The organism is Novipirellula rosea, from assembly GCF_039541335.1.
In the GTDB taxonomy this organism is placed as follows: domain Bacteria; phylum Planctomycetota; class Planctomycetia; order Pirellulales; family Pirellulaceae; genus Novipirellula; species Novipirellula rosea.
On the sequence record NZ_BAABGA010000030.1, the window covers coordinates 46600 to 58485 of the forward strand.

At 54.3% G+C, this 11886-nt stretch carries 8 protein-coding genes; 2 read left to right on the forward strand and 6 right to left on the reverse strand.

Translation table 11 applies throughout. The annotated features are described in order from the left end of the window. Nucleotides 1-212: 212 nt before the first annotated feature. From ABD971_RS11675 to ABD971_RS11685, 3 genes are all read right to left on the reverse strand, one after another. The gene (locus ABD971_RS11675; RefSeq protein ID WP_345322215.1) at nt 213-1364 is read right to left on the reverse strand and encodes a DUF1501 domain-containing protein; all 1152 of its coding nucleotides are present in this window, start codon (nt 1362-1364) and stop codon (nt 213-215) included. 65 nt (nt 1365-1429) lie between these two features. Then, the gene (locus ABD971_RS11680) at nt 1430-2626 is read right to left on the reverse strand and encodes a DUF1800 domain-containing protein (RefSeq protein ID WP_345322217.1); all 1197 of its coding nucleotides are present in this window, start codon (nt 2624-2626) and stop codon (nt 1430-1432) included. A gap of 114 nt (nt 2627-2740) precedes the next feature. After that, a complete protein-coding gene (locus tag ABD971_RS11685; RefSeq protein WP_345322219.1) occupies nt 2741-4816 on the reverse strand; it encodes a carboxypeptidase-like regulatory domain-containing protein in 2076 nt (691 codons plus the stop codon). A 211-nt stretch (nt 4817-5027) separates the two neighbouring features. On the opposite strand from ABD971_RS11685, the gene ABD971_RS11690 reads away from it, so the two are divergent. Beyond that, nucleotides 5028-5678 carry a sigma-70 family RNA polymerase sigma factor gene (locus ABD971_RS11690; protein WP_345322221.1) on the forward strand — a complete coding sequence of 217 codons (651 nt, stop codon included), beginning with the start codon at nt 5028-5030 and terminating at the stop codon, nt 5676-5678. Further along, a complete protein-coding gene (locus ABD971_RS11695; protein WP_345322223.1) occupies nt 5675-8944 on the forward strand; it encodes a protein kinase domain-containing protein in 3270 nt (1089 codons plus the stop codon). The genes ABD971_RS11690 and ABD971_RS11695 overlap by 4 nt, the downstream gene beginning before the upstream one ends. Before the next feature lie 533 nt (nt 8945-9477). Here ABD971_RS11695 and ABD971_RS11700 read toward each other — a convergent pair. From ABD971_RS11700 to ABD971_RS11710, 3 genes are all read right to left on the reverse strand, one after another. Next, nucleotides 9478-10053, reverse strand: coding sequence for a hypothetical protein (locus ABD971_RS11700; RefSeq protein ID WP_345322225.1), 576 nt, complete (start codon nt 10051-10053; stop codon nt 9478-9480). A gap of 98 nt (nt 10054-10151) precedes the next feature. Next, entirely contained in the window at nt 10152-10718 is a 567-nt protein-coding gene (locus ABD971_RS11705; protein ID WP_345322227.1) for a hypothetical protein, read from the reverse strand. Between the two features lie 177 nt (nt 10719-10895). Next, nucleotides 10896-11882 (reverse strand): serine/threonine-protein kinase, encoded by a 987-nt coding sequence (locus ABD971_RS11710; RefSeq protein ID WP_345322229.1) that lies wholly within the window; start codon nt 11880-11882, stop codon nt 10896-10898. Between the last annotated feature and the right edge of the window lie 4 nt (nt 11883-11886).

Sequence of the window (11886 nt, forward strand, 5' to 3'; positions counted from 1 at the left end):
GCAGGACGCGAGCAACGGTCTCTCCTCTACGATTCCCAAATTTCAACCAGAGGTTGTCGACGATGAGATCCGCGTGCCATTACGAGAACTCAACAAAGCTCTCTAAGAAAATTATCAACAGTTGGCTAGGCGGACTGAGGCATAAACCAAACTTTCCAATTCAAGGAACAACAGAGAGTCTGTAGTCGTGGTCGGCAGTTGAGTCAGACATTTCAAGAGCGACGCATCTTCTTCTCGTTTGAGACTAGCCACTGGCTGGCTACAGCTTGCAACTCTCGAAAGTCACTTGTCACTGTGATGTCGCCGTCGACAAGGTTCTCTAAATCGGGCGATGCACCGTGTAGACCGGGTTCGCTCCCGCCTCCGATCAATAGCACTGGTGCGGCAGCGCCGTGATCGGTTCCATGCGATGCGTTCTCTTGCACGCGGCGACCGAATTCGCTGAACACCATGATCAATGTGGACCCAGACAGGCCGCGTTCACTTAGGAAGCGGTCGATAGCGGCAAGTCCGTCGGCAAGCTCTCGCAGCAGACTTGAGTGACGCGGTCGCTGACCCGAGTGAGTGTCGTAGCCATCGTGTACAGCGTGAACTGCTTTGATCTCTGGCAAACTCTCGATGACGCTGGCGACTTGCCCCATCCGATGGCCGAAGGTCGTGTCTGGAAAGCCGTCGAACTGACTCGATGAGGCTGCGCTTTTGCGAAGGCTAGCCGCCGCGTCACGGGAGGCTTGAAGCACAAACTGGTTGGCTGCGGAATCCGCGGCGAAGTCTTGGTTCTGTTCGAGCACGCGAGCTAGCGTCTGGGATTCCTCCCGAGGAAGTTGTGGCATGCTGACCGTGCGAGTGATTCGCCCACGCAGTAATTCTGGCGTGTCGGGTGAGTCAATCGCACAGGCCAGCGGCGACTGACTGTTCGCTTGCAATGGATCAAGAGTACGAGCCAGCCATCCATTGAAACTGGGCAGCGTCGCGTCAAGATTGCCTTCAGACCAAACTGCGGTGCTGACGAAATGAGAACGGCTGTGATTGGGGTAGCCGACGCCTTGCTGAATGCTCAATCGCCCGGAATCCCAGCAGCCCGATAGGCCGCGCATCGCCGGGTGAAGAAACGTGTCGTCGTCTAGATGAATCGCCTCTTCTGGTTTGATCCGAAGGTTGTTGCGATAGTGGGCGTACAATGGGTCGCGAGCGGGGATAATCGTGTTCAGGCCGTCGTTTCCCCCATTCAAAAAGATCGTCACGACTCGCCGTGAATTTTCAGGCAGGGCCCCAGCCGAGACCGCTGGGACGAGTCGCGTCGACATCGCCGTAGTACCAACAATGCAAGCAAGGCGTTTGTGAAAGTCGCGTCGAGTGGTCATAGTTGGTCTCCCGGATGTGGTGATTGTTGGAAACGAAACTCGTGACGAGTTCCGCTACTGCGTGGTTAGTCCAGTTGCGATTGACCGGAGGCGAGCTGAATTGCTGTTGGATGTTCCTCGTTTCCGCCGGTAAGTTCTCCTTCGCTGAGAGATTTTGCAAATGCGGCGCGTTGGATCATCGATTGGCTACCCAGCCAAGACTTGCCGCCCTGCCATCCGGCGACTCCGGGCGGGTGAAAAAGATGTTGCCCCATCGCTTCCATCCAGCTTGCGGCAAGCTGAGGCGATACAGCGGCTTTCCCCGAAGTGTCTTCATGCAGCCCCAATTCTCGAATGCCGCCCACGACAAGTGACACGGGCGAGCGGAATCGCTGACCTACTACATCGTTGGAAAAGAACCGCTCACTGCGCACGACTTGAGCAACTGCTTTGCCGATGTGGAGATCGAGTTCGCGCAAAATCTTTGCTAATTGATCGATGGCGACTTGGGGAACTGGGGTGCCTAGGAAGTGATCGCATATCCGCCAAGCAAGACGTTCCGCCGTTGCGCGTTGAGCGATTAGTAGATCGGCGAGCGAAGCTAGGTCGTGAGCAGCGGTCACTCCCAGGATTGTTTTCAAGCCGCCATCATGTTCAAAACGATTGAAAGTCACTCCCGAGTCACCGACTCGCCAACCGGTTAATGCGCGGGCCGCTTCCTGGACATCTTTCTCGGTGTAGTTTCCTTCGCCTAGCGTAAACAATTCCATCAACTCGCGAGCGAGGTTTTCGTTGGGATGTGAAGCACGATTGGAGTCGGCATCAAGCCAAACCAGCATTGCACGATCGAGCAGTACGGCTTTCAATAGGTCAGCGAACCGACCGCAACCAAGACTGCGGAAGAGTTGGTTCTGGTTCCACATCGCATCACAGTCGTTTACTTTTAAGAAACTGGTTGCGAAGTGATTGTGCCACATGAGGCACAATTGCTCGGCCAGTGGATTGCCAGCGTGCCACATCCTCATGATCCAACCGGCTTCCAACGCACGGATGGAGTTGCGGTCAATTGCTTGCCGAATCAAACCGGACTGAATGGTTTCGTTCCCGGAAGTCACGGGCTGCAGGAAACGATCGATAGTTGATTCGTGCCCAGCAGCAAGTGCCTGCGAGCACTCAATTTTCGCCGCTGAAAAACCGAGGCGGCGGTGTACGTGCATGACACGCTCCCGGTTCCACAGCAGATACTCACTCGGTCGATACGGTTTCCAGTAGTCACGGGACATTGTTTGGGCCTTCAAAGTATTGGGATATGCCGTAGTGGAAGTCGTCACGACTTTCGGCGACAATGGCTGAGGCTGAACTATTGACGAGACTCGCTCCCGTTAAAGCGAACGGGCCTATTCGACCTTCAACTGCCCGAGGTCCAACTGTTGTCCGGGTCGTAACGTCAACTCCTTAACTCTCTTGATGTCAGGATTTCGTCCTTCGACCCGTTCTGCCGTAGCAATTTCGATCTGGACTCCTGGCGGCAATCCCTTGAGCCGAAAATATCCATCAGCATCGGTCAGTGTGTCGTCAAATTCATAAAGCCCATCTGGACGCATCCCTTTGTTCTCGGTCACCGCCTTGATGACTCCTTCCGAAAGCGCCGTCACCGTCCAACGCGAAAGTGGGCGACCATTAGTGTCAGCGATTCTTCCGCTAACGGATCCCGTTCTTGGGACAACCAACTCAATAGTGTCCGATTCTTCCGTGCGTTGCAGATCAAACACGCCTGCAAATTCGAGCTGGCGATCGCGAATGAATACGTTTCGTTTGTCGCCGACGTCCATACCGCCGATTTCAAATTTTCCGCCTCGCACCGTTTTCAATGCGAGTTTCTGGCTCCCGCGAATATTGAGTTCATTGAAAGCCCCCCCGTCCGACTTACGGGCCGACACGGATAAGACGGGGCCGCGTCCCAAGGTGATGTCGACCTCCAACCTAGACGTTGAAAGTGTCGGTTCAATTCGCTTAAGGAAATTGAACTCGCTTGGACGTACATAGCCGCGGTTCCCACTGGGAAACATGCCACCTTGCGATGTCGTAAAGCCAAAACCGGAGGACTCGGCGGAGTCGTAGTGCGAGCGATTGCGTGCTTGGAATGCGAGAACGCCCGGTCCCGGTGGCACAATTATCTCATACCTTCCCTCCTTGTCGGTTCCCTGCGCATTGAACGTGTTGTAGGGATGACTTAGGCGATCGATATGCTCGTTCTCCCGCCAGGAAAAATAGCCAATATTTCCGGCGACCGGTTGATTCGTATTCGCATCTGTCACGACGCCGGTTACGCTTACGCCGCGATCGAGTTTGAAGTCGATCTCTCCGACCGCTGCGGTTGCCTTCACTTCGCGTTTGATTTCAGCGTCCAGATAGGGTTGGTTGCCGGGGTTCAGTACGGACAGTCTCATTTCGCCTTCGGTTGGCAATCCGATGATCTCGTATCGCCCGTCCTTGTCGGAGGTGGCGATGCCCGGCGTCAAATGCCCTGTCATACGAGCGGACAGGCGCATCCCCTGGACGGGCACCCCCGTTTTGGCATCGGTTAGTCTCCCGCGGATCGTCAGGGCCGGAGCAGCCAAGTGATGGAAGTTGGCGGGATAGACCGATCGCATCGGTGAACCGCTTTCCAACTCCATCTTTGTCTCACGGGACAATGATCCGCGGTTCCAGCGTGAATCGATCTCAGGACGCGTGACGATGTAGACACTTTCGCGAGTGATTCCAGGTCCTTCAATCGTTGCAAATAGCGAACGATTTTTTCCAAAACCGCTGAGACTATATTTCCCATCCGCGTCAGTCACCGCGTAGGGTCGTCGCTGATCCTTGATCCCCTGTAATTTCAAAACGGCCTCTGGACTCAAATACAACATCGAATCGCGTTCGTATAGCCAAGTGCGTGTTGGCTGATCGCGACTTGCTTTCAGAAAGCCGTCAAGATTCTCGTCTTTCGCTCTATGAAGATTTTGGATAGTGACTTTCGCGCCTTCGACCGGTCTGCCCTGCTGGTCGAGTATTTTTCCCGTGACCGGAACATCAACGACCAATTGCAACTCAACTGTTGTCGGATCTGTGACCCTTCCCAAGATCTGCCAGCCAGGGCCGCTGCTGTCACTGATGGACGCGATCGCCATGCGAGGCCATTCTTCTCCGACTTCAGTCTTGATGCGATCTATGTCGACCTTCAGAGTGAAGGCGCCGTCCTTGGTCGTCTTTGTTTTGGCGAACGGTTTGTGCCAGTACAGCATCACTGGTGCATCGGCTGCAGGCTTGCCATCGGGTTGCAACACGATACCGGAGATCGACGCGGGCACCTCGGCCAAGACCGGCTGCTGTGCGATACCGCTGGTCGGGCAGCACAACCAGGCGGTGCTCAACGCCATGTAAAGGGCCATACGTTCGACACAGTGGATTAGTGACGTGTTTAGTTTCATGGTCTCGTACCTATGTTCGGACTGTGATGCGGATCAACTCTTTGCCGTCATACAGCTACTCCCGGCTAGAGTCGTTGCGGGGCGCGAAAAATGTCAGTTTCGGAATTTTACCGATCACGCGCCCCACCTCAGTGGAAACCGGGATTGAGTAGAATAGGAGCAAGCTGCCTGGGCCGCCTTCAAATTTTGACATCGAGAATGTGATACCGCTTTGAACAACCCCTCCACTCAAGACAGTCTGCCCGAAATTGATTCACCGACACGCTCAGTGCCTCTCAGTTCCGACCGAATCGCGAACTTGGTGCAGTCTGCGCAGCAAGGGGATTCGGCGGCAATCGGTGAACTACTGGAAACCTATCGAGGCTATTTGCGAACGATCGCTCAGCGAAAAATGGCCAGCCGACTCGGTCGTCGACTTGATCCTTCGGACTTGGTTCAACAAACGATGCTGGAAGCCCACCAAGGAATCGATCGTCTGCTGGCGAATGACGATGAACACTTGAAGGCAACGCTTCGAAAAATTTTGACTTGCAACGTAGCGAATGCCATCCGTGACCACCTCTTTACTGACAAGCGAGCCATTGGACGGGAGTGTGCTGGCAGCGGTCATCTGCAGGAGCGGCCGGACGATCGGACATCGCCAAGTATGACGATGGCGAAGCAAGAAGAAGTTCGACAATTCGCCACGCTGATCGAATGCCTTCCGAAAGATCAAGCGACTGCGGTTCGGATGCGTTATTTCGAGTTTGCGTCGGTTGCTGAAATCGGTGAAGCACTGGGTCGGTCTCGTATGGCTGCGGCCGGGCTGCTGAAACGCGGACTTGCAGAACTACGCAAAAGCATTGAGTCGGAGAAGCTATGACGAATGAATCACGCGGCGGCTCAACGACCGATACTGAATCAGATGCGGTAGCAAATCATTGGTTTGCCGCTTTTCTTGACTGGCTGGATGCGACGCGGACAGCGGAATGCGAAGACGCAAGTAGGCTTGTGGAGCGTTTTCTTTCAGGCTGCGAAAGTACGGCTTCGGAGTCCGTGCAAGCGCTGCTGCTTGAATTCGCGGTCGACAACACGTCCGTCGGTGACTTGGCGGCCACAGCAGCAATGGATTGGATCGATGCCGATGCCGAATCTGTCGACGAGATCCTTCCGCGTGACTTTGGCGATTACCAACTGCTGGAAATCATCGGTCGTGGCGGGATGGGAATCGTCTACCGTGCGACACAGAAATCGCTCGGTCGTCCGGTCTGCATCAAACTGGCGCCAGTTGGGACGGATGAGCGGGCACGACTGATTCGAGAGGCCCAACTTGCAGGCGAATTGCACCATCCGAACATTGTCAGCGTTTTCGATGCCGGCATTCACGATGAAAGATCCTACATTGCGATGGAGCTGGTCGAGGGACAGCCGCTCTCCAACATTCTGGCCTCTCAGCCGTTGAGCGCGATCGAGGCCGCCAGCATGATGAAAGAGATTTGTGACGCGATCAAGTTCGCGCACCAGCGACAGATTTTGCATCGCGATCTGAAGCCGTCCAATGTTATCGTGGACACTACCGGTCGCCCGAGAGTCGCCGATTTCGGACTCGCCAAGCGGTTGCAATTGCGCGATGGTCTCTGCTCCGAGTCCAAGTCAACTGAAACGCTAACTGGAATCGCTGGTTCGCCCAGCTACATGGCTCCTGAACAGGTTCGTGATGAAACACTCGGCGTTCGCACCGATGTCTACGGTTTGGGAACCGTGCTGTACGAGATGCTTTCCGGTCGCCCGCCCTTGGTCGGCAACACTCCTCTGGAAACCATGCGTCTGGTCGAGACGACACCTCCGGTGGAACTGAGTCGCCTGCAAGTTGGGCTATCCAAAGATTTAGAAACGATCTGCCACAAGTGCCTGGAAAAGCGTCCGGGCAACCGCTATCAAAACGTCGCGGAACTTCGTGACGACCTATCAAGATTCTTGGAAGGCCTGCCAGTTCTCGCCCGGCCCATCGGTCGCACCGTCCGTCTTGCTCGGTGGGTGAATCGAAATCGCTCGTTGTCCACGGCAATTGGTGTCGTGATCTTGTCAGCACTGATGTCGGTGGCTGGGTTGGCGGCGATGTTGTCGAGAACGCAATCTGCACTCGAACGAACGACGAATGCCGAAGCGAATCAACGCGAGCTGGCTGATGAACTTCGTCGTTCAGTCGACGGCACCAACCGCGCACTCTACCGTTCGTTAATCGTTCAAGCTTCTCAGTCGCTCGTAGCAAACGACGTGAAAGCCGCCCGGCGTTCGCTAGAGCAAGTTGAGGCTTCAGAAAGTCTCATGCTGCTCAGGGGACTTGAGTATTCGTTATTTCACCGTCAAGCATGGCCGGCTACTGAGAGCATTGATGCAGACGGGAGAAGTTTTGTTGACGTTCAATGGTGCAATGCTACAGGGAGCTTGGTCGTATTGGATGAACACGGCAGGCTTACGACCTACTCCGCTGCTGGCGATGAATTACAGACGTCCGAGGCGATGCGATTTGACGGAGTGGAGCCGACGAAACTCTGCACCCACCCAACGCGACCGCAGGCTATCGTGAGCGATGGAAATCAGATCTATGAAGTTGAGCTGGACACGATGGAAGTCATTCGACGTCCCGACTTTCCCGAATCTATCAGAGAAATCACCTTGCTTCCTGAACAGCGGCTCGTCGCTGGAATTGACGACCGAGGCAAGGCTTTGAGCCTGGACTTACAGTCCGGCCAGCATGGCAGAATCCTGGCGAGCACGGACTCGGTCCGTCACCTTCGATTCTCGCCATCAGGTCGCTTTGTCGCATTTCTGAATGGCTCGACCGTCATGATCGCTCGCGGGGATTTGCTGGCTTTGACGGACGAGCCACGACAGACGGATGATCCAGCGCTCCTTGATATGGAAAGCGACTCTTGGCCCATCGATCTAAGTTGGATCGACGATTCGGCCATAGTGACACTCGACGAAAACGGTAACGTACATGCCTACCGATGTACTAAGTGTGACAACCAACCCGTTACTCAGGCCATTACTTGGACTCAAAGTTCGATGGTACGTAATCCTGAATCTCTAGGTGTCAGCGGCAGCCAAGTTGTCGTGATTGGCGCGAACGAAATGGTCGGTCTATCGGGAACCAATGGCCAAGTTGAGTGGCGACACGCGCGACCTCCGTCAAACCACGTGCGAATCGCGCCGTCACGACGTCTTGTTGTCTACACTGACCCCGATACCGAAGATATTTGCGTCTCGAACATAGACACGCTTGCCGCTCCACAAATCACTTCGTCATCTTCGATTCCTGTCCGCAAGGTGTCCTTTGGCAATCACGGTCGGACTGTGGCATGGCGAGATGTCGATGGCCAAATTACCGTTCGCAATAATATGTGGAAGCAACCGTCAATCACGCTTGCCGAAACAACCAACGCGGCCACCGGCATCGCCCTGAATCCTCGACAAGATCAACTTGCTGCCAGCCGTGACAATTCCGTTATCATCTACGATCTGCCCCAGCTTCGCGAGTCAATTCGCGTGTCGGGGCACACCTCTTCCGTGTGGTCGTTGGCGTATTCACACAACGGTAAGCTGATTGCGACCGGAGACTCAAGCGGTAGGGTGTTAGTCTCCGATACAACGTCTGGGACGCAGATCCGCAAACTTGATGGACTGGTAGGGGACATCCGCGCGATCGAGTTTGGAACCGACGACAAGTTTTTAGTTGTCGCCGACAGTTCATCGAATGTGAAACGGTATGACTTGTCGGGCAAAAGGATCGTTTCGATAAGGCTAGCCGATGCTGCAACGATCAACTCGATTGCGATGCTGCCGGAGGAAACGATAGCGATAGCCGATTCGGCTGGCAGAATTCACATCCGCAACCTGGACGACGGTTCCGAGTCAACGAAATGGATGGGGCACAACGGCGCCGTCTGGTCAGTCGTAGCGATCGGCAACCGCATTCTCTCGGCGGGGCAAGACGGAAACTTGCGAATCTGGAACACCAGCGGTGAGCTGTTCGCCACACTCTCAAGCCAGCAGGAACCAATCTGGTCCATCGCCACCAGCAAGAATATCAACCGACTATTCGGATGCACCACCGCCGGCAGTGTATTCTCGATCGCTTGGTAGACAAAGCTGAACGCAGTGTGCCGCTGCTGCAGATTCTCCGTATCCTGGAACGTAGCGTTCTTCCCCGCGTCCGGGATTGCGATCGTCTGGAGGGACGTGGTGAGATTCGTTTTTTGGCCCGGGTTCAGTGCGACGCTCTTGAACGTGAACCAGTCTCGATATTTTTTCGGTGATCTTGCTGGACACTGACATGCCGAAGATTCTTTAGCGAATGAAGCGGCTGTAGTATGTTCGCTGTGACTGGTTGTGAACTACGTATCTCACACCATTTCAATTGTTTCAGTTTTGCGGTCTCGTTGACAAACTTAGCCGAAACAGCGTAGGAGCCGTGTAGCTCAAGATGTTTCAACTCCATTACTTCGGAGAACTGCACGTTGGCTGAGGCCACTGCGACAACTTTCAGCCATTGCAACTGCGTCAGGTTGGGAATGGTAGATGAAGATCGACACCGCGACCACTGCGGTAAGCAACAACATTGCACGGATCGAGACCTTCAGCCTTGTAGAACGATTGGAGGATGTTTTGTTCATCGCCTACTGAACGCCGTTCTTAAGAATCGAATCGACTGAGAAAGCCGCCAGACCAGCAGTGAATTTTGAATCTTCGTAGTCTTCCAATGCCACGACGATCATGTCATCGACGATCTCGAAATGTCGCGGGCTGAACGGATCGAAATTCGGAGTGCGCGTGATGTTCAGCATCTGGCCCTCCGCGTCCAGTTCGATGAACCGCACTTGGGTTGGGGCATCGCCAACAACCAGGATGCGACCGTCCTTGGTAACGAGAAGTCGATTGTGGAAAGCAGTCATAGGTGATACGGGGATCGGCGTTGTCCAAGTCCGCTCGAAGTCCGCAGTGAGTCTGGTCGCTGCAAAGTTGCTCTTTATGCCGGATGTGAACCGGTCGTGGACAACAATCCAGTCGCTGCCGAGGTTGGCGATCGTGCCGTTGCGTCCGGGAAAAATCATTTCCGAAACGAGTGTTCCATCATCGAGGCTGATTCGAGCAAGCCAGAGGTTCATCTCGCCGCTTCCAAACTTATTGAACTCACCGGTCACACCGCAAACGACCATCGTACGGTCGGTGCTCTCGACGATGCCGCGAAACAAGATCTGCTGCTCCTCCCGAATATACTCCCTAGACCATGCGATCTTGCCATCGGCGGTGACCCGGAGGGCGATCCCATTCCTGTCATGTTCTCCGAGGACTATACAGCCGCCATCTGATAAAGCGACGGTCTGATGAGGATGAACAAAGTCACCGGATTGGCAATCAACAGACCAAAGCCTGGTTCCATCGAGTGCGTACTTGAAAATAGGAGTCTTGCCAGCGACAACCAAATGTTCGGGTACCAGAAAGAAACCGTCTTGGAAGCGGATGCATAGTTGACTTTCTGCCAGTCTTTCGTGGCTGCTTTGGATTTGCGGTGCGGTAGGTCATCCAGCGGTTTGCGACTAATGATCTCGCCGTCTTTTGCGAACCGCCAGTCATTGATGGTGCGTTTTTCAAGCCCATCGTCGCTTTCACGATCGACCGATGCGACCAAAACAGCAAACTCGTTTTTGCCGGCCAACGGAACGACAGCATCAGTTTGACTTGCCTCTGTTTCAGATTCGCTGCGCCATTCCCAGATTGGTTGAATGATTGTTGCATCCGCGATGTCGACCGGTTGATCGGTCGGTTCTGCCATCGTCGAGCCGTCTTGGGCATGGCATGCATTTACCGCCAGAGATACCGCCATCACAATCAAGGTTACCAGGTTTGCATTTTTCATTATCTTTATCCGGAATAGGTAGTGAAGTCCACTGAGCAGGTTCGGAAACACGGTCGTCGGTTAATGGCGTGGGCAACGGCTCTGATGTATAGCGAAACGCGACCCGTTGAACGCGGTTTTAATTGAGTTGTCAAATCTGCTGCGATTAGGAACTAATCATCGAACGTGGACGGGGTTTCAACCGTCGCCTTGGTTGTCTCCGTGTTCAATAGAACGAGCATGCAGCGAATCTTCCGCGCGCCCATCAACCAGCATAACAAGCTGATCCCAAAATTCGGTTTCGAGCTTGGACCGCGTCTCGGTGAAGTCGCTCACAACTCCCTCAAGATGTCCTTCTGGCGTTTTGGTGTACTTTGTGTGTGCACGCTCGGCCTCGATGTACTTTCGCCAAGTCCTCGTCAGCAATTCGTTAATGGACTGGAGTTGCTCGTCGCTGATTTGCAATGTTTTGGCGAACCAGCCATTCAAATGAACCGTGTCTGATGTTTGCCAAACAAGGTATGCGTCTGCGCCAGCATCACCGGATGACTGATTCACTGAATCGCTATGGGGTTGCCTTGCATAGTGGCCCGTTTGCTGCGGGCGCTCGATGCGGGCGATCCAAGTGGCTCCACGTGAAAGTTCGATCTGGTCGCCTTTGATCGTCAAAGCGGTATCATTGCTCTCGACCTCAATGACGTAACGACCGGCTTTTAAGCGTGTCGAAGCACCCGCCTTTGTGACGGTCAGTTCTTTGACGACCGCATCGCCTCGCCGGATGATGACTGGCACGGCTGACTGGCTGTTGGTCTCAATTCGTATGGTGCCTTTGCCTGTTTCCAAATAAATGACGGTTCCTGCCAATGCAAAGAAGGCAATTGCGGCTAAGCCAATCAGCCGTTTTGGAATTCGCGGGCCGTCGCCACTGGCGGCGAGCATTGGTTTTTTTGCAGAACCCGCGGCTAGCGTCATGGGCTCAATTAGCGGTTTTGCAAGGTCGGGTCGTTGCAAATGAGCGTGCCATTTTTGCAACAAGGCAGCGACCTCGCACGCGGATTGATAGCGATCACCGGGTGACTTGTAAAGTAACTTGACGACGACTTGTTCTAACCACGCGGGTACGTCCGGATTGATACTGCGTAGCGAGCGAGGTTCGTCGTTTCCGATCCGGTTGAGTATGCCCATCGTG

Bases quoted from the DNA above. Each gene is read 5' to 3' on its own strand.
- ABD971_RS11705 (WP_345322227.1), bottom strand. From the start codon at position 10,718: ATGAAAAATGCAAACCTGGTAACCTTGATTGTGATGGCGGTATCTCTG.
- ABD971_RS11685 (WP_345322219.1), bottom strand. From the start codon at position 4,816: ATGAAACTAAACACGTCACTAATCCACTGTGTCGAACGTATGGCCCTT.
- ABD971_RS11680 (WP_345322217.1), bottom strand. From the start codon at position 2,626: ATGTCCCGTGACTACTGGAAACCGTATCGACCGAGTGAGTATCTGCTG.
- ABD971_RS11695 (WP_345322223.1), top strand. From the start codon at position 5,675: ATGACGAATGAATCACGCGGCGGCTCAACGACCGATACTGAATCAGAT.
- ABD971_RS11675 (WP_345322215.1), bottom strand. From the start codon at position 1,364: ATGACCACTCGACGCGACTTTCACAAACGCCTTGCTTGCATTGTTGGT.
- ABD971_RS11710 (WP_345322229.1), bottom strand. From the start codon at position 11,882: ATGGGCATACTCAACCGGATCGGAAACGACGAACCTCGCTCGCTACGC.